Origin of the sequence: uncultured Bradyrhizobium sp., from assembly GCF_947648125.1 — a bacterium.
In the GTDB taxonomy this organism is placed as follows: Bacteria; Pseudomonadota; Alphaproteobacteria; order Rhizobiales; family Xanthobacteraceae; genus Bradyrhizobium.
The window spans coordinates 98,355-116,720 of sequence record NZ_CANSMR010000010.1; the positions used below are offsets into that span (position 1 = coordinate 98,355).

The 18,366-nt window shown below is 65.6% G+C and carries 14 protein-coding genes; 4 read left to right on the top strand and 10 right to left on the bottom strand.

Going from position 1 to position 18,366, the window contains the following annotated elements:
* Positions 1-43 precede the first annotated feature (43 nt).
* The 3 genes from Q0030_RS19340 to Q0030_RS19350 all read left to right on the top strand — a co-directional run bounded on the left by Q0030_RS19340 (position 44) and on the right by Q0030_RS19350 (position 3,252).
* On the top strand, positions 44-1,102 hold the full coding sequence (locus tag Q0030_RS19340) for a helix-turn-helix domain-containing protein (RefSeq protein ID WP_298370348.1): 1,059 nt from the start codon (positions 44-46) through the stop codon (positions 1,100-1,102).
* Between the two features lie 306 nt (positions 1,103-1,408).
* Positions 1,409-2,836 carry a serine hydrolase gene (locus Q0030_RS19345; protein WP_298370352.1) on the top strand — a complete coding sequence of 476 codons (1,428 nt, stop codon included), beginning with the start codon at positions 1,409-1,411 and terminating at the stop codon, positions 2,834-2,836.
* 125 nt (positions 2,837-2,961) lie between these two features.
* Entirely contained in the window at positions 2,962-3,252 is a 291-nt protein-coding gene (locus Q0030_RS19350; protein ID WP_298370355.1) for a DUF1330 domain-containing protein, read from the top strand.
* Positions 3,253-3,648: 396 nt separating this feature from the next.
* On the opposite strand, the gene Q0030_RS19355 is transcribed toward Q0030_RS19350, so the two are convergent.
* Positions 3,649-5,019, bottom strand: coding sequence for an MmgE/PrpD family protein (locus tag Q0030_RS19355; protein WP_298370357.1), 1,371 nt, complete (start codon positions 5,017-5,019; stop codon positions 3,649-3,651).
* A 147-nt stretch (positions 5,020-5,166) separates the two neighbouring features.
* Between Q0030_RS19355 and Q0030_RS19360 the strand changes: the two genes are divergently transcribed.
* A complete protein-coding gene (locus Q0030_RS19360; protein ID WP_298370360.1) occupies positions 5,167-6,306 on the top strand; it encodes an FUSC family protein in 1,140 nt (379 codons plus the stop codon).
* A 7-nt stretch (positions 6,307-6,313) separates the two neighbouring features.
* Here the strand turns inward: Q0030_RS19360 and Q0030_RS19365 are convergent, their stop codons facing one another.
* The 9 genes from Q0030_RS19365 to dnaA all read right to left on the bottom strand — a co-directional run bounded on the left by Q0030_RS19365 (position 6,314) and on the right by dnaA (position 17,510).
* Positions 6,314-6,970 carry a DsbA family protein gene (locus tag Q0030_RS19365; protein ID WP_298370362.1) on the bottom strand — a complete coding sequence of 219 codons (657 nt, stop codon included), beginning with the start codon at positions 6,968-6,970 and terminating at the stop codon, positions 6,314-6,316.
* 3 nt (positions 6,971-6,973) lie between these two features.
* Positions 6,974-7,462 (bottom strand): DUF2867 domain-containing protein, encoded by a 489-nt coding sequence (locus tag Q0030_RS19370; protein ID WP_298370365.1) that lies wholly within the window; start codon positions 7,460-7,462, stop codon positions 6,974-6,976.
* 10 nt (positions 7,463-7,472) lie between these two features.
* Positions 7,473-8,870, bottom strand: a complete 1,398-nt coding sequence (locus Q0030_RS19375; protein ID WP_298370367.1) for an MATE family efflux transporter — start codon at positions 8,868-8,870, stop codon at positions 7,473-7,475.
* Between the two features lie 129 nt (positions 8,871-8,999).
* On the bottom strand, positions 9,000-10,292 hold the full coding sequence (gene murA / locus Q0030_RS19380) for a UDP-N-acetylglucosamine 1-carboxyvinyltransferase (RefSeq protein WP_298370370.1): 1,293 nt from the start codon (positions 10,290-10,292) through the stop codon (positions 9,000-9,002).
* 201 nt (positions 10,293-10,493) lie between these two features.
* Positions 10,494-12,929, bottom strand: coding sequence for a DNA topoisomerase (ATP-hydrolyzing) subunit B (gyrB, locus tag Q0030_RS19385; RefSeq protein WP_298370373.1), 2,436 nt, complete (start codon positions 12,927-12,929; stop codon positions 10,494-10,496).
* A gap of 229 nt (positions 12,930-13,158) precedes the next feature.
* A complete protein-coding gene (gene recF / locus Q0030_RS19390) occupies positions 13,159-14,295 on the bottom strand; it encodes a DNA replication/repair protein RecF (protein ID WP_298370375.1) in 1,137 nt (378 codons plus the stop codon).
* Positions 14,296-14,341: 46 nt separating this feature from the next.
* Positions 14,342-14,629: a GIY-YIG nuclease family protein gene (locus tag Q0030_RS19395; protein ID WP_212057902.1), complete on the bottom strand. Its 288-nt coding sequence runs from the start codon at positions 14,627-14,629 to the stop codon at positions 14,342-14,344.
* 51 nt (positions 14,630-14,680) lie between these two features.
* Positions 14,681-15,799 (bottom strand): DNA polymerase III subunit beta, encoded by a 1,119-nt coding sequence (dnaN, locus tag Q0030_RS19400; RefSeq protein WP_298370382.1) that lies wholly within the window; start codon positions 15,797-15,799, stop codon positions 14,681-14,683.
* Between the two features lie 280 nt (positions 15,800-16,079).
* Positions 16,080-17,510: a chromosomal replication initiator protein DnaA gene (gene dnaA / locus Q0030_RS19405; protein WP_298370385.1), complete on the bottom strand. Its 1,431-nt coding sequence runs from the start codon at positions 17,508-17,510 to the stop codon at positions 16,080-16,082.
* Positions 17,511-18,366 lie beyond the last annotated feature (856 nt).

Here is an 18,366-nt window from a genome sequence, read left to right on the forward strand (position 1 = left end):
CTGACGGACGATTCTCTGCTGACCTTGGAGATCGCATCGACCGATGACCTTTGCCGCGACCGAACTGTGCCTGCGCGCCGCCACCGTGACGCTGCTGCTGGTGCTTGCGGCCTCTATGTTCGCGGATTTCCGCAAGGTGCTGGCCGGGCGGCTCGCGATCGCCTTCGCGCTCGGCTCGGCCGCGCATGCGGTGACCGCGTCGATGGGGGCCGGGCCGCCGGTCTCGGACTGGCATGCGCCACTGATCGCGCTCTCGACCGGCGATATCGTGGTGTTCTGGCTGTTCACGCGCGCGCTGTTCGATGACGCGTTTCAGCTGCGCTGGCGGCACGGCCTGATCTGGGCCGCGGTCGTGGCCTACAGCTTCGTCAGTTGCATGTGGATCGCACCCGCCGGTCACGCGCGGATCGCCATCACCATGGTCAATTCGCTCACGCTCGTCTTCGTTGCGCTCGCGGTGGCGCAAACCATCGGATCGTGGTCGGCAGATCTGGTCGAGCGCCGCCGCCGTGTCCGCGTCTTCATCGTCGCCGCATCTGCGCTGTACGGCGGCATGAACGCGCTGCTCCAGATCACCTATGCCGGCAGCCGCGTGACCGTCGAATGGGCCAATTTGCTGAACGCGGCCGTGCTCACCGCCATCGTGGCCGCAATCACCTGGGCGATGATGCGCGTCGACGGCGCCGACCTGTTCGCGGTGCCGGCGGAGGCCGTCGTGCTGACGAAGCCGGCCGCGGCCGAGGAGGCGGCGGACCAGAGACTGGTCGATGCCCTGATGCGGCTGATGGCGGACGAGCGCATCTACCGCCACGACAACATCACCATCGGCACGCTGGCGACCCGGTTGAAGATTCCCGAATATCGTCTCCGGCGGCTGATCAACCAGCGGCTCGGCTATCGGAATTTCAACGTCTTCCTCAACAACCACCGGATCGAGGAGGCCAAGGCCGCGCTCGCCGATCCCTCGCAGGCCGAAGTTCCCGTCATCACCATCGCCATGGACGCCGGCTTCCAGTCGCTCGGCCCCTTCAACCGCGCTTTCAAGGCGACGACCGGTGTGACGCCGACGGAGTACCGGCGGCTGAAGGCGAGCGCGGTGTGACCCTTCTCCCTCTCCCGCTTGCGGGGGGAGGGCCGGGGTGGGGGTGTCTCCGCGAGGTACGTGCTGTCATTTCGGGGAGAGAGCCCCCACCCGGATCGCATCTTTCGATGCGATCCGACCTCTCCCCGCAAGCGAGAGAGGTGACACGAGTCCGCGGCTGGACCCTTTGTAATCACAGCACATTTCGAAAATCGGCGAGCCGCCCTCAATCCTCGACTAGCCTCATTTCCAAATCCGGCGAGCGCTTCCCCGCCCGCTGCGGCCTGATCCCGGCCACGCGCCCAATGTGCCATGCCGGAGGATCCCGTGACCCGTCGAAAGCTCGCCTTCATTCTCATAGCCACCACCGCTTGCGGCGCGCTGGCGCTGTCCGCCGCCCGCGCCCGCGACGTGCCGAACGTCGCGACCGGCTTTGTTGCGAATGTCGTCTGCTCGGAGACCTTCGTCAGCGGGCTCGATCCGAAGCGAAACCTGACCGAAACCACGGATGCGATGCCGGGGGCCGGGCTGATCACCTGGGCGATGGACACCGAGGTCGACCTTGATCGCCGCGACGTCACCGTGACGCTGTTCGGGCTTGGCCGCAGCCATGCGATCTATCGCGAGGGGCTCGGCTGCACGCTCGACCACGGCGAGACGCTGGCCGATGGCCCGCTGCCGCCCTCGAAGCCGCAAGCCGCATCGCGGCCCGAGATCGCAGGTCCTGCGCTCGTCGCGCCACAAAGCCCGCAGCTTGGAGCCGCGCTCGACCGCGCCTTTGCCGAGCCGGCGGAGCCGCCGTTCCGCCACACCCGGGCTGTCGTCGTGATGAAGGACGGCCGCATCGTCGCCGAGCGCTACGCCGACGGCATCGGCATCGAGACGCCGCTGCTCGGCTTCTCCGCGACCAAATCGGTGATCTCCGCCCTGGTCGGAATTCTGGTGCGCGACGGCAAGCTCACGGTCGACCGGCCGGTGCCGATCGCCGCCTGGCGGGATCCGAAGGATCCGCGCCACGCGATCACGGTCGACCAGCTGCTGCGCCACACCGCCGGCCTTGCGCTGGGCAGCTCGCTGCAGGCTTCGCTGGCCTCGGCGCTCGAACCGGTCAACCGGATGAAGTTCATGGAGCCGGACATGGCCGCGTACGCCGAGAGCATTCCGCTCGAGACCGCGCCGGGCGCGGCGTGGAATTATCACGACGGCAATTTCATCATCCTCTCGCATCTGATCCGCAAGGCGGCCGGCGGCCACGCCGCTGATGTGATGCGCTTTGCACGCCGGGAGTTGTTCGATCCGCTCGGCATGCGCAATGTCGTGATGCAGTTCGATGCTGCGGGCACGCCGGAAGGATCGGGCGCGATGATGGCGAGCGCGCGCGACTGGGCGCGTCTCGGCCAGCTCTACCTCAATGACGGAATGGCCGGCGACAAGCGCATCCTGCCCGAAGGCTGGGTGACATATTCGGCCTCGCCGACGCCGAACGCCTGGGTCGGCATCGGCGCCGGCTTCTGGACCAATCTCGGCGACAGCTTCGGCGCCAACTATCGCATCGCGCATGGCTGGCCGCGCGATGCGTATTTCGCCAAGGGCACGATCGGGCAATATGTCATCATTGCGCCGTCGCAGCACCTCGTCATCGTGCGGCTCGGCCGCTCGCCGAACATGCCGCCAGAGGCGGACGGCGTGTCCGATCTGGTCCGTGACGTCGTGACGGCAACCTCAACAGGCGCGCGGCTCGCGGGCGGCAATTGACGGAGGCGTCACACACCACCCGCGCGATCGTGAATTGAATCTCGGCCTCCGGAATTTTCTGATGCCGCGGCGCATCTCGCAGGAGATGCGCCGCGTTCTCTAAGATCACATCAGCCGGAGACCTCATGCCGAAAGCCTACTGGATCGTGCACGTCACGGTGCACGATGAAGCCCGCTATCCCGAATATCTCGCCGCCGCGATGCCGGTATTCGCCAGATACGGCGCCAACTTCATCGTGCGCAATGGCCCCTATGAGGTGATGGAGGGCGCGACGCGCCAGCGCAATTTCGTCATCGAGTTCAGGGATCACGCCACCGCGATGGAATGCTACACCTGCCCCGACTACCAGGCCGCCAAGGCGATCCGGCAGAAATATTCGGACGGGGATTTCGTGATCATCGATGGAGCGGAGTAGGTCTCCGTCATTCCGGGCTTTCGCTTCGCGAGCCCCGGAATGACAGTGAGGTGAGCAAGCGGCGCGCGACACTCCCACAACTGTCATCGCCCGGCTTGACCGGGCGATCCAGTACGCCGCGGCCTCTCGGCTCAAGTACAGGCGTCTCTGGAATGCTGGATCACGCGCTTTCGCAGGTGATGACACCGAACAAGCTGTTTGACCGGTTGAATCGAGGACGATCTTCATCGTCGTCCTGGCGAAAGCCAGGACCCACTACCCCAAATGGGATTTGTTGTGCGAGGCTGCGGCCACAGATCGCTCTTACAACGCAACTCTGTGGTTATGGGTCCCTGCTTTCGCAGGGACGACAGCGGTGGGTGTGGCGCGCAGCCTGCGCAGCAACGATGGATCCGCCTACTGCCGCCCCAACTGCGTCGCCTTCTCCACGCGGTCGAACCGCTCCAGCGTCATGATCGCGTCCGCGAGCTGGTCGGCGCGCTTGTCGAGCACCGGGCGGGCCAGCGTCAGGAACTTCTGCTGCATCGCCTGCGCATCGGGGAACGAGGTCGGCTCGCCGGAGGGATCGGCGTAGAGGCGCTCATGGGTGCCGTCATCGGTGGTGATCGAGACGCGAGCGCCGAACGGATGGGTGCGGCCGACCTCGAGGCGGTCGTCCTGCACCACGTCGAACTTGTCGGCGAGCGCGTCGATTGCCGCATCGCCGAGCCGGTCGTAATCGTCCCACCCGAAATGGCCCTGGTCGAGCGCAATCGCGCCGGTGAAGAACATCGAGAACTGGCCGCCGACCACCGAGGTCGGGTGGCGCTTGGTGGCGGCATCGCCGGTCAGCGTGATGCCGTTGCGGTGCAGGCCGATCTCGACCTTCCTGATCTGGTCCGGCGTCAGATTGTGCTCGCGCCGCATCGCGATCAGCGCGTCGATCGCGGCATGGGTGTAGCGGCAGCTCGGATACGGCTTCACGCCGATCTTCAGGGTCTCATAAGTGCTGCCAAGACCGGCCACCGCCTTGTCCGGATGCGCGTCATCGGTATAGCCGACCAGCAGGCCGTGCTTGCCCTCGACCGACTCGCTCGAACCGATGAAGTCGTTGCGTGCGAGGGTCGCGGCGATCACGCCGTTCATCGCGGCGGCGCCGACCTGGTAACGCTTGTTCCAGGCGCCGTTGACCAAGAATTGCAGCGAGCCCGCAGCCTGGCTGCCGGAGACGCCGAACGCGGAGACGATCTGCTCCTTCGACAGCCCGAACAGTTTTGCCGCCGCGGCCGCGGCACCGTAGGTGCCGGCCGTCGCGGTCGGGTGGAAACCCCTCGCATAATGCGAGGTCGGGTCGAGCGCGTTGCCGAGCCGGCAGCACACTTCATAACCGGCGACGATCGCGGTCAGCACGTCGCGGCCGGAGGCGCCAACCATCTCGCCGATCGCGAAGGCGGCGGGCACCACCGGCGCGCTCGGATGCAGCGAGGAATCGGCGTGGGTGTCGTCGAAGTCGAGCGAATGGCCGAGCGCGCCGTTGAGCAGCGCCGCCACCGCCGGCGTCCAGGTCTTGGTGTCGCCGAACACCGTGGCCTCGCCCTTGCCGTCGAGCGCCAGTGCCTCCAGCATCTTCATCAGCGAGGGGGTCGATTCCGCATCGCGGCGGGCGCGAATGGTGCTGCCGAGGAAATCCAGCGTCAAAACCTTGGCGCGCTCCAGCACCTCCGGCGGGATATCGGAATATTTCAGGTCGGCGACGTAGGCGGCGAGCGTTGCGGTTTCGTGGGCCATCGTGTTTCCTCAATTTTGCGGCGCAGGGTAGGCGGGCAGGTTTGGCCTTTCAAGCCACCTTGCCGCCGCGGGCAGCAGCCATGCTTCAGGTCGCTGGACTCGACGTCATGTAACACGGGCCTTTCCATTGATTGCGGATCAGGGTGCATGAGGACCTTCGCAAAACGCATGTTCGAGCAGCTCTGGACCCGCAAGACGCAGCTGGCGCTGGCGGTCCGGATCGCGTCCGCCGGCGTCGCGGCCTATGCCATCGCGCTGGCGCTCCACCTGCTGCTGCCGCTGTGGGCGGTGCTGACCTCGCTGATCGTGACCCAGATGAGCGTCGGCCGCTCGCTGAAGGCAACCCGCGACTACATGCTCGGCACCATCGGCGGCGCCATCTATGGCGGCGCGATCGCGGTGCTGATCCCGCATTCCGGCGAGGGCAGCCTGCTGGCGCTGCTGGTCCTGGCGATCGTGCCGCTGGCGTTCATCGCCGCGCTCAATCCCAGCCTGAATTCGGCGACGGTGACGGCGGTGATCGTGCTGCTGCTGCCGACGATGCATCATTCCAATCCGCTGGACTCCGCGATCGACCGCGTGCTCGAGGTCACTGTCGGTGCGCTCACTGGCCTTGTGATCTCGTTCCTGGTGCTGCCGTCGCGCGCGGTCAGCCAGATCAGGGTCAATGCGTCAAAGCTCTTGGAACTGCTCTCGGCGGCGTTCGCCGAATTGCTCGCCGGCCTGACCCGCGGGCTCGACAACGACGCACTGCACCGGATCCAGGATGGCATCGGCACCGCGGTGACCAATCTGCACGCGACCGGCCTCGAGGCCGAACGTGAACGCACCATGCATCTGTCGTCGGGGCCGGACACCGGTCCGCTGCTGCGGACCATTCAGCGGTTGCGGCACGACGTCGTGATGATCGGGCGCGCCTGCGTGGTGCCGCTGCCGGCCGATATCCAGGCCAGGCTGGCGCGGCCATTGGCCGACGTCAGCAATGCCATCGTGACTTATATGGTGGCGGTCGCGACCGCCCTGCGCGCCGGGAGCGGCCCGGCCGACATGGCGCCGGTTGATGCCGCGTTGCATGCCTACAGCGAGGAGGTTGCCGCGGTGCGCAGCGAGGGCCTGACCCGGGGCCTTCCGGTCGATGCCATGGAGCGGTTCTTCGCGCTTGGATTCTCGCTCGACCAGATGCGGCAGAACCTGAACGACCTCAAGCGCTGCCACGGCAATTGGTGCACCAACGAGGACGCCGCCGGGAAGATCGTTGCCGAAGCATCGGAGAAGAGCGCGGCATAACCCGTGGCTATGCTGTGCGGCGTGTCAGGCCCTTGCTCTCCATCCGCCAGATCAGGAGGTCGATGCGGTCCTGACCGAAGAACGGCTCGTTCTCGAACACGAAGGTCGGCACGCCCCAATGGCCGGAGGCCGCGTGCGCGTCCTCGTTGCCCTTGATGACTGTCTCATAGCGATCGGGATCGGCGGCGATCGCCGCATCCATCGCGGCGAGATCGAAGCGGGCGGCATTGGCCGCTTTCGCCAGATGATCGCCCTCGTTCCAGCCCTTCACCGAGCCGTCCCACAGCACTGGGCTGATCGCGGAGGTGAAGGCGAGCGATCGTCCCTCGAGCTGCGCCGCGGCGCCCAGCCGGGTCAGGCGGTGGATGTAGGGCTGATGCGCGGCGACGTCGAGCGTCGTCATGTCCTGCACGATCGGGTCCGGACGCGGGAAGCGGAACGGGATGTTCTCGTGCTTGGCGACGCGGCTGGAATCGAGCACGACGTAGCGGGCGAATTGCGGATTGGTCTTCTTGAAGAAGCCGGGCACGCGCACCGCGAGCGGATAGACCGGCCGCAAATTCACCGCGACATCGTAGTCGGCGACCATCTCCAGCGTCTTCGGCAGCGCCAGATAGCTGTACGGACTGCGGAACGAGAAGAACAGGTCGACCGACAAGGTCATGGACTAGCCTCCGGCCTTGCGCAGCATCGCCGGCACGATCAGACGGTGGAACGGCAGGATCACCGCGAGATAGGCGCGTCCGAGCCAATTGTGGGTGAGCACCAGCGTGGTCGCGGTGATGCTGCGCGCGGGCCCTTCTGGCGCGACGTCGACTGGCGCGACGTCGACGACGAGGCGGAAATCGAGATGCTTGTCGTTGAAGCCCGCGACCAGCCGCTCCGGCGTTTCGCTGACCACCGGGAATATTCCGATCAGGTCGCGCACCACGCCCTCCGTCGCGCCCGAGGTCTTCAGGCCAAGCGGCGCGACGAGGAGGTTGCGCAGGGCGAGCAGCCATTCGATCCAGCGCGGCTGTCGCGCTACCATCGCCTCGACCGCGTGGCGCGCGTCGAGGCCGGGGTTGGTGGTCGCAATCCGGAACGCGTCGATGAACTGCGCGCCGTCGAGCAGCGCGGCGGAATCCACTTTCGGCGTGACCTCGTCGACCCTCATGGCGCAACCTTCATCCAGCCAGTCTGCGTGCCAGCAAGCGGAAACGCAAGATCAGGAGGGTCGCATAGACCGCAGTCCCGAGCGACAATCCGATCCAGACACCGGGGGCGTTGAGCCCGGCCCAGAAGGCCAGCGCAGAGGCCGACACGAAGCCGATCAGCCAGTAGCTGATGACGGCGAACAACAGCGGCACCTGGGTGTCGTTCATGCCGCGCAGCGCGCCGGCGGTCGTGGTCTGCACGCCATCGGCGATGAAGAAGGTCGCGCCGATCAGCAGCAGCATCGCGGTGAGTTGCGCGGTGGCGTCGGAGGCTTCACCGAGGAACAGCGCCGCGATCTCGAAGCGCGCCAGGATCACCGCGAGCGTCATCACGCTCATGAAGACGCCAGCGAGCGCGACCGCGACGAAGCCGGCGCGCTGCACCGCCTCGGTGTCGCGGCGGCCGACCGCCTGGCCGACCCGCACGGTGGCGGCCATGCTGACGCCGAACGGCACCATGAACAGGATCGCCGCGATCTGCAGCGCGATCTGGTGCGCCGCCAGCGCCGTGGTGCTGATCAGCCCCATCAGCAAGCCGGCCGCGCCGAACAGGCCGTATTCCAAGAGGAAGGCGATCGAGATCGGTGCGCCGACGGCGACAAGCTTGCCCATCAGCGGCCAGTCGATGCGCCAGACGCGGCTGAACACATGGTACTTGCGGAACGGGCGGCGCCGTGCCGCGAACCACACGCCGGCGAGGAAGGTGGCGAGATTGACGATCGTGGTCGCAAGTCCGGCGCCGAACATGCCGAGTTCGGGCATGCCCCATTTGCCGTAGAGCAGAAGATAGACCATCAGCGCATTGGCCGGGATCGCCGCGAGCGTGATCCACAGCACCGGCTCCGGCCGGTTCACCGCGCTCATGAAGCCGCGGATTGCAATGAACCACAGCGCCGGCAGGATGCCCCAGGCGAGGCCGAACAGATATTGCTGCGCCAGATGCGCGGTGGCCTGGGTTTGGCCGAGCGCGAGCAGGATGCGCTCGCCATGGAACGGCAGCGCCATCAGCGGCAGCACCATGAAGAATCCTGCCCACAGGCCGACGCGGAGCGCGCGTCGCATCACGCGCGGGTTGCGGGCGCCGAACGCCTGCGCGGCCAATGGCGAGACCGCCGACATCATGCCCATGCCGATGGTGAAGCTGACGAAATACACGGTGTGCGCCAGCGCCGCCGCGGCGACGTTCTCGCTGCCGAGCCGGCCGATGAAGGCGAGATCGGTCGTCATCATCGCGATCTGCCCGAGCTGCGTCAGCGCAAGCGGCACCGCGAGCTTCAGCGTTTCCGTGAGCTCGGCCGTGAGCAGCTTGCGAGGTGGGACGACGGCCGCGCGCGACGCGGCCGGATCGATCTTGTCGATGCAGGTCATGACGGCACGCTTAGCACGGCAAACCAGCCGGAAGGATGGCCAAACTGCCCAAACGCGACGATCTCACGCAGAGATCATCGGATCATGAGTTGTCGTTTGAGCATGATCCCAGCGTGGGTTAGACGCGGATCACGATCGCGCTGGTATCCGCTTGATCTTGGCGCCGAGCGCGTTGAGCCGCTCGTCGATCCGCTCATAGCCGCGCTCGATCTGGTCGGCATTGTTGATGGTGGAGGTGCCGTTGGCGCACACCGCGGCCAGCAACATCGCCATGCCGGCGCGGATGTCGGGCGAGTTCATCGGCGCGCCGCGTAGCCGGCTGGGACCGGCCACGATCGCGCGGTGCGGGTCGCACAGCACGATGCGGCCACCCATCGCGATCAGGTTGTCGACGAAGAACATCCGCGACTCGAACATCTTCTCGTGCATCAGGATGACGCCGTCGCACTGCGTCGCGGTGACGATCGCGATCGACATCAGGTCGGCCGGGAAGGCCGGCCAGGGCTGATCCTCGAGCTTCGGCACGTGGCCGCCGAAATCATCCTGGATCTTCATGGTCTGGTTCGACGGCACGACGAGGTCGTCGCCCTCGATGCCGCAGACGATGCCGAGCCGCTCAAAGCCCATCCGGATCGAGCGCAGGTGTTCGACGCCGGCGCGCGCGATACGCAGCGGCGAGCGGGTCACCGCGGCAAGGCCGATCAGCGATCCGACCTCGATATGGTCGGGCTGGATCGCGTAGGTCGTGCCGCCGAGCGTCGCCTGGCCGTGCACGATGATGGTGTTGGTGCCGATGCCTTCGATCCTGGCGCCGAGCGCGACCAGGAAGTTGGCGAGGTCCTGCACATGCGGCTCGGAGGCCGCGTTGCGCAGATAGGTCGTGCCGCGGGCGGCGACGGCGGCGACCAGCGCGTTCTCCGTCGCAGTGACGCTGGGCTCGTCGAGGAACACGTCGGCGCCCTTCAGGCGCGAAGCGCGGAATTCCAGCCGGTGCGTCGCGGTCACCGTGGCGCCGAGCTGCTCGAAGGCCAAAAAGTGTGTGTCGAGCCGGCGGCGGCCGATCACGTCGCCGCCCGGCGGCGGCAGCGCCACCTCGCCGCAACGGGCGAGCAGCGGACCCGCCAGCAGGATCGAGGCGCGGATGCGCGCGCACAGCGCCGGATCGAGATCGGCGGCGCGGATCTCCTTGGCATGGATCTGCAGCGTGTTGCGCTCGGTCCATTCGGCGCTGGCGCCGACCGAACGGCACAGCTCGACCAGCGTTTCGGTGTCGCGAATACGCGGCACGTTGGTCAGCGTGACCGGATGCTCGGTGAGCAGGGCAGCTGCGATGATCGGCAGCGCGGAGTTCTTGTTGCCCGACGGCTCGATGGTGCCCGAAAGGCGGCGGCCGCCTTCGACGATGTATTGGATCGGCGGCACGCGGAATGTCCCCTAACGCATCATCCAGATTTGGATGCAGACTTGGATTCGAACTTGGCCATGCGAAATTCCGTAACGGAATCAATGGCTGTGCGGCACCGTAACACAATTCCCGGCGCAGCTTCCACACGAAAGGTAGCGGCCCGACGGCGCCGATCGCGCTGTCACGGACACGTCATCTCAGCCGCCGGGAGCAGGTCCCTAGATGTCGATGGTAGCGCTGAGCGAGTTTTCCTGGATGAAGTCGCGGCGCGGTTCGACGACATCGCCCATCAGCTTGGTGAAGATATCGTCGGCCTCGTCGACCTCCTTGATCTTCACCTGGAGCAGCGAGCGCGCCTCGGTGTCCAGCGTGGTCTCCCACAGCTGTTCCGGATTCATCTCGCCGAGACCTTTGTAGCGCTGCAGCGAGACGCCCTTGCGGGCGGCATCGGTCACAGCCTCGAACAGGTCGATCGGGCCATGAATGGTCTGCTCGGCATCCTTGCGCCGGAGCTTGCCCGCCCGCACGTAGATCTCCTGCAGCCTGGTCGCATACTCGTCGAGCTTGCGTGCATCGGCCGAGCCGAGAAACGCGTCGTCGATGACGGCCACTTCCTTGACGCCGCGCACGGTGCGCTCGAACTGGAAGCCCTGGCCTTCCGTGAACGTGCCGACCCAGCCGCGCTCCACTTCGTCGGCAACCGCGTCGAGCCGCTTGGCGATGTAATCGGCCGCGGAGTTGGCGGTCGCGATATCGCTGGTGATTTTCGGTGTCAGCACGCCGGCGATCGCGGCCTGCTCGATCACCGCGCGATTGTAGCGGCTGTGCAGGTTGCGCAGCACGGAGCGGATCGTCCGGGCGTCTTCGACCAGCGACAGCAAGTCACGGCCCGAGCGGTCTTCGCCGGAGGCCGGCTTGAAGACGCATTCGTCGAGCCCGGTCGAGATCAGGTAATCCTCGAGCGCGCGCTCGTCCTTCAGATATTGCTCGGACTTGCCGCGCGAGACCTTATAGAGCGGCGGCTGGGCGATATAGAGAAAGCCGCCATCGATGATCGAGCGCATCTGGCGATAGAAGAAGGTCAGCAGCAGCGTGCGGATATGGGCGCCGTCGACGTCGGCGTCGGTCATCACGATGATCTTGTGATAGCGCAGCTTTTCGACCGAGAAATCGTCGCTGATGCCGGTGCCGAGCGCGGTGATCAGGGTGCCGATCTGCTCCGACGACAGCATCTTGTCGGGGCGCACGCGCTCGACATTGAGGATCTTGCCGCGCAGCGGCAGCACGGCCTGGAATTCGCGGTTGCGGCCCTGCTTGGCGCTGCCGCCTGCCGAGTCGCCCTCGACGATGAACAGTTCGGACTTCGCCGGATCCTTCTCCTGGCAGTCGGCGAGCTTGCCGGGCAGCGAGGAGACGCTGAGCGGGTTCTTGCGGGTCAGCTCGCGCGCCTTGCGCGCAGCTTCACGGGCCGCGGCGGCCTGGATCACCTTGCCGACGATTTCCTTGGCTTCCTTCGGATTCTCTTCGAACCAGGCGGCCAGCGCCTCGTTGAGGACGTTCTCGACCACCGGTCGAACCTCCGAGGACACCAGCTTGTCCTTGGTCTGCGACGAGAATTTCGGATCGGGCACCTTCACCGACAGCACCGCGGTGAGGCCTTCGCGGCAATCGTCGCCGGTCAGCGCGATCTTTTCCTTCTTCGCATTGGCCTCGGCATAGCCGTTGACCTGGCGCGTCAGCGCGCCGCGAAAGCCCGCCAGATGGGTACCGCCGTCGCGCTGCGGGATGTTGTTGGTGAAGCACAGCACGTTCTCGTGGTAGCTGTCGTTCCACCACAGCGCGGCTTCGACGCCGATGCCATTGGCTTCCGAACGCACCATGATCGGCGCCGGCACGATCGCCTTCTTGTTGCGGTCGAGATATTTGACGAATTCCTCGACGCCGCCGGAATAGTGCATCTCCTCGCGCTTCTCGACCGCGTGGCGCATGTCGGACAGCACGATGTGGACGCCGGAATTGAGGAAGGCGAGCTCGCGCAGCCGGTGCTCGAGCGTCGCGAAATCATATTCGATGTTCTTGAAGGTCTCGGGCGAGGCGAGGAAGGTGACCTCGGTGCCGCGTTTGCCCGGGGCATCGCCGACCACCTTGAGCGGCGCCACGGCATCGCCGTGCGCGAATTCGATGTAGTGCTCCTTGTCGTCGCGCCAGATCCGCAAGCCCAGCTTGCTCGACAGCGCGTTGACCACGGAGACGCCGACGCCGTGCAGACCGCCGGAGACCTTGTAGGAGTTCTGGTCGAACTTTCCGCCGGCGTGCAGCTGGGTCATGATGACCTCGGCCGCCGAGACGCCTTCGCCCTTGTGGATGTCGACCGGAATGCCGCGGCCGTCGTCGTAGACGGTGACGGAATTGTCGGCGTTGAGGGTGACCAGGACGCGGCTGGCATGGCCTGCCAGCGCCTCGTCGATCGCGTTGTCGACGACCTCGTAGACCATGTGGTGCAGGCCGGAGCCGTCGTCGGTGTCGCCGATATACATGCCGGGCCGCTTGCGGACGGCGTCGAGGCCCTTCAGCACCCGGATCGATTCCGCACCATATTCAGCCGGAATGGGATGCTCAGATTCGGCAGGGGTCTGCCGGGCAGGTTCAGTCATGTGAGGCCTTCGAGGATGTCCCGAATCAGCTGCACAAAATGAGGCGCTGATTCCGCTATTTGTGCCATGAAAGACGAGTTGCGCCTAGCGCAAAGTCTCTGTCTACAAACTATTGAATAAATAGGATTTTTTCGGCCTGTTTCAAGGCTCTCAAAGGCCGATTCCGGAGGCTCTGAAAAGCCCGATTCGAAGCCAGATTCGAGCCCCTTTCGGAGCTGATTTCGCGCGCTCAGCCGCGCCGTGTGGCGCGGCCGGATTCGACGTCGAAAATCTCTCCTCGCGGGCCGATATCGACGAAGGCGGCAGGATCGGCGCCGGTCATCCAGACCTGTGCACCGAGCTTGGCGAGCTCCTCGAACAGCGCCTTGCGCCTATTGGGATCGAGATGGGCGACGACCTCGTCGAGCAGCAGCAGCGGCACGATGCCGGTCATCTCCGCGACCATCGTGGCATGCGCCAGCATCAGCCCGATCAACAGCGCCTTCTGCTCGCCGGTCGAGGCGTCGCGCGCCGGCATGCTCTTCGGCGCGTAGACCACCTGCAGGTCGGTCAGATGCGGGCCGTCGAGCGTGCGCCCGGCAGCGGCGTCGCGCGGACGGCTGGCGCGCAGGATCTCGCGGTAGCGGTCCTCCACTGCGGTTGCCGGCTCCTGCAGCAGCGCATTCTCCATCCAGCCGTCGAGCATGATCTCGGCGGAGGGGAAGGCCGAGGCCGCGCCGCGCTCGCGCAGCATCGCGGCAAGCTTGGCGGCGGTCTGGCCGCGCGATGCGGCGACCGCGACGGCAAGCTCCGCGGTCTCACGCTCGATCGCGTCACACCAATGGTCGTCGTAGTTGCGCACTTCGAGCAGCCGGTTGCGCGAGCGCAGCGAGCGCTCCAGCGCCGAGACGCGGCTGGAATGCTCGGAATCGATCGCCAGCACCAGGCGGTCGAAGAAGCGCCGCCGCTCGGACGCTGCGCCCATGAACAGGCCGTCCATCGCCGGCGTCAGCCACACGATGCGCAGATGGTCGCCGAACGCGGTCGCCGAACCCACCGGTTCGCGATCGATGCGACAGCGCCGGCTGTTGCTCGCCTCGCCGGTCGGCGGATCGATGCCGGTGCCGAGCGTGGCGAGGCCGAGCGCGCCCTCGACTTCGGCCGAGACCGCCCAGGAGCCGTCGCCCTGATTATCGGCGATGTCCTCCAAGGTCGCGCGGCGCAGGCCGCGGCCCGGCGACAGGAACGAGACCGCCTCCATGCAATTGGTCTTGCCGGCGCCGTTCGGCCCGACCAGCACCACCATGTCGCCCGCGACCTGCAGCGTCGCCGTCCGGTAATTGCGGAAATGCGTCAGCGACAAGCGATGAATGCGGGACGGGGTCATGTTACCTTGTCATTGCCGGGCTTGACCCGGCAATCCATCGTCCGCGCTAGCGGACAATTTCATCATATAAGTCTCGCCAGTCGGGATTGCCGGCAACGATCAGATCAATCTTCCACTCACGCGACCAGTGCTTGATGTTTTTCTCGCGCTGAAGCGCCGCGGCGATTGTCTCATGGGCCTCAAAATAGACGAGCGTCTTGATGCCGTACTTCTTGGTAAAGCCTTCGGCGAGACCCTCGCGATGCTCGTAAACTCGCCGGACCAGATTGTTGGTCACGCCAACGTAGAGAGTTCCACCGGGCTTGCTCGCGAGGATGTACACCCAATAGGTCATCTCTTGTTCGATGGATGGCCGGGTCAAGCCCGGCCATGACGAGAGGAGAAATCACACCCGCATCGGCATCAGCACGTAGAGCGCGCCCTTGCTGTCGCGGTCCTGCACCAGGGTCGGCGAGCCGGGATCGGCGAGCTTCAGCACCGCGACTTCGCCCTCGATCTGGGCGGCGATGTCGAGCAGATAGCGCGAGTTGAAGCCGATATCGAGTGCATCGGAGGCGTACTCGACCTCGATCTCTTCGGTGGCGCTGCCGGAATCCGGGTTGGTGACCGAGAGCACCAGCTTGCCCGCGGACAAGGCCAGCTTCACCGCGCGGCCGCGTTCGCTGGAGATAGTCGAGACGCGGTCGACGGCAGCCTCGAAATCCTTCTTGTCGACCACCAGTTCCTTGTCGTTGTTCTGCGGAATGACGCGGCCATAGTCCGGGAAGGTGCCGTCGATCAGCTTCGAGGTCAGCACCACATTGCCGAGCGTGAAACGGATCTTGCCGTCGGACAGCTCGATCGAGATCTCGGCGTCGTCGCCCTCGATCAGCCGCTGCACCTCGCCGACGGTCTTGCGCGGGACGATCACGCCGGGCATGCCGGTCGCGCCCTTGGGCAGCGCGAGGTCGATCTGCGCCAGGCGATGGCCGTCGGTCGCAACCCCGCGCAGGGTCGCAGCCTTGGCGCTGCCGGCGGCGTGCAGATAGATGCCGTTGAGGTAATAGCGGGTCTCTTCGGTCGAGATCGCAAACTGGGTGCGGTCGATCAGGCGCTTGATGTCGGACGCCGGTAGCGAGAACGAGTGCGTCATGTCGCCGGCGGCAAGGCCCGGGAAATCGCTCTCGGGCAGGGTCTGCAGCGTGAAGCGCGAGCGGCCGGCACGCACCGCGAGCACCGAGCGGTCGCCGTCGGCCTCCAGCACGATCTGCGAGCCGTCAGGCAGCTTGCGGACGATGTCGTAGAACATGTGCGCAGGCACCGTGGTCGAGCCGGCGGTTCCGGTCTCGGCCGGGAGCGTCTCCGTCACCTCGAGATCGAGGTCGGTCGCCTTCAGCGACAATTTGGCGCCCTCGGCGCGGATCAGCACGTTGCCGAGGATCGGGATGGTGTTGCGGCGCTCGACCACGCGGTGAACGTGACCCAGCGATTTCAGGAGTTGCGCGCGCTCGACGGTGACCTTCATTGCAATACCCGCCAGATCCCTCAGATGGAAAAGCCGGGCGGCCGTTCAGGGCAGCACCGCGGCATTGGAAACCCGATAAGCCAGATCAATACCGGATTTGATCAAACCCACGGGGGGACCGCAAGGTGGCGCGGATGGGCGGCCGGTGCAAGGGATACGGGCGCGAAACGGGCCCCGTTCCCCACGTTTTGGGCCGGAAAAAAGTTTAGCCCTCCCCTCTTGATCAAGGGGAGGGCTATGGAACGAGCCAGCCAAATGAGGCGGCCTGATTCCCGCAGTCCTATTCCTGCAGCTGACGCTTCAGCGATTCGACTTCCTCTGACAGCGTCGTGTCCTTGGCGACCAGTGCCTCAATCTTGCGCACCGCGTGCAACACCGTGGTGTGGTCGCGGCCGCCAAACCGTCGGCCGATCTCCGGCAGCGAGCGCAGGGTCAGCGTCTTGGCCAGATACATCGCAACCTGGCGCGGACGCACCACGTTGGCGGTGCGGCGAGACGACAGGAGGTCGGAACGGCTGACATTGTACTGCCGGGCGACCACGCGCTGGATGTCCTCGATCTTGATCCGCTTCGGCTCCTGCGGGCGGATCAGGTCGCGGACCTCGCGCTCGGCCATCTCCAGCGTCACCGGCTGGTTGTTGAGCTTGGAGTGGGCCAAGAGGCGGTTGATCGCGCCTTCGAGGTCGCGGCCGTTGTGGGTGATGGTGCGCGCCAGATAGTCCAGCACTTCCTCCGGCACATCGAAGGTCGCATGGTGGGCGCGGGCCGCGGCGACGCGCGACTTCAGGATGCCAAGTCGCAGTTCCTCGCCGAGCGAGCCCATCTCGACCACCAAGCCGCCGGCGAGCCGCGAGCGCACGCGGTCGTCGAGGCTTTCGAGGTCGGACGGCGGACGGTCGGCCGCGATCACGACCTGACGGCCGGCGTCGATCAGCGCGTTCAGCGTGTGGCAGAACTCGGCCTGCGTCGACTTGCCCTGCAGGAACTGCAGATCGTCGATGACAAGCACGTCGATGCCGCGCAGCGCCTCCTTGAACGCCAGCGCCGTCTGCGTCTTCAGCGCCGCAACGAAGCCGTACATGAACTTCTCGGCGGTGAGATACAGCACCTTGCGCTCGCCGCCGGAATTGCCGGCCCAGGTCACTGCCTGCAGCAGGTGCGTCTTGCCGAGGCCGACGCCGGCATGGATGTAGAGCGGGTTGAACATCACTGGATCGCCGCGGCGACCTTCCGCGACCTGGCGCGCAGCCGCATGGGCCAGCGTGTTGGAACGGCCGACGACGAAGCTTGCAAAAGTCAGGCGCGGATCGAGCGGCGAGCCGCCGAGCGCGTCATGGCTGGCGGACACCGGCGCCGTCGCGAACGAACGCAGTTCAGGCGCGGGACGGCCGTCATGGCGCTCGACACGGCGCACTTCGACCGGCGCAGCCGCTTCCTTCACCGGAGCCGTCGCGCGGATCGCCGAGCGCACGGTGAGGTCGATGCGATGCACTTCGGGCATCTCGGCCTGCCAGCAGGTGAGCACGCGTTCGGCGTAATGCGCCTGGATCCAGCTCTTGAGGAACCGGGTCGGAACCGACAGATGCACGCTCTCGTTGTGCACGCTCTCCAGATCCATCCGTGCGAACCAGCTCGTGTAGACGTCCTCGCCAACGCTCGTCCGCAAACGTCCCTTTACCCGCGACCAGCGATCCTGTTCCGTGTTCGTCATTGCCTTCGTACTTTTCCAAAACTGAGAGATGATGATTGCGAAAGCGCCGTGCAGGGGTCCTGCCACGACGCGACCTCTAGCGGGCGCGGTCTGCTCCGGACAAAGCTCTCCCGTGTGGCGGCCATGCGCCACGCGACAGGTCAGCTGTTTGGAGAAGATGCGTCCCGCGAGGTCAGCGCGTACTCGACGGTCTCTGCGGGTAAGAGCCAGCGTCCGAGGGGTTGATTACGGCACCACAGGAAATCTGCACTTGGGCTGTCGTTGGTTCGACTGCAGTGATGATACCGTAAGGCATAAGTCCTCCCCCTCCCGCCGCGACGTATCGCGGCAAGTTGTCAGCTTGCTCGTGTCTTCAAAATCGAACTGCTGCTACCGAACACCGAAATGCCCGGCGCTTCGCCGCCGCGTGTCGCCGTCAATCCGTTCGCTTGCGCCACGTCCCCGCTGCCAGATTCCGACTGACGTCCTGGTCTCTCTTGTTCGATCCCCCAAATTGCCGGGGACACCGCCGGAGATATTTTGACACAGGTCGACCGTCCTCATATCGCTATGAGCCGTCAATCTAGCTTCGCTTGGAAAGCGTCGCTAACGCGCACACCGCCGCCGATTTGCACGTCCGCCCTTGGGTCTCAAACCGCGCTGATCTGGAGAGCCGTGGGCGTCGCGAACAAGAAATAAATACACCAAGCGTATTTTCTGACAATCCGTGGATTCGACGGGGATCGAGACTCTTCGCGACTGTTGCGGTGTTGCCGACGCGGAGTTGCGAAAGCAAGTTTTTGAATCAGCGCACAGATTCACGCGTGTCACAAACGACGGTGCAATACCAAAAATTTTTCATAGAAAATTTACATTT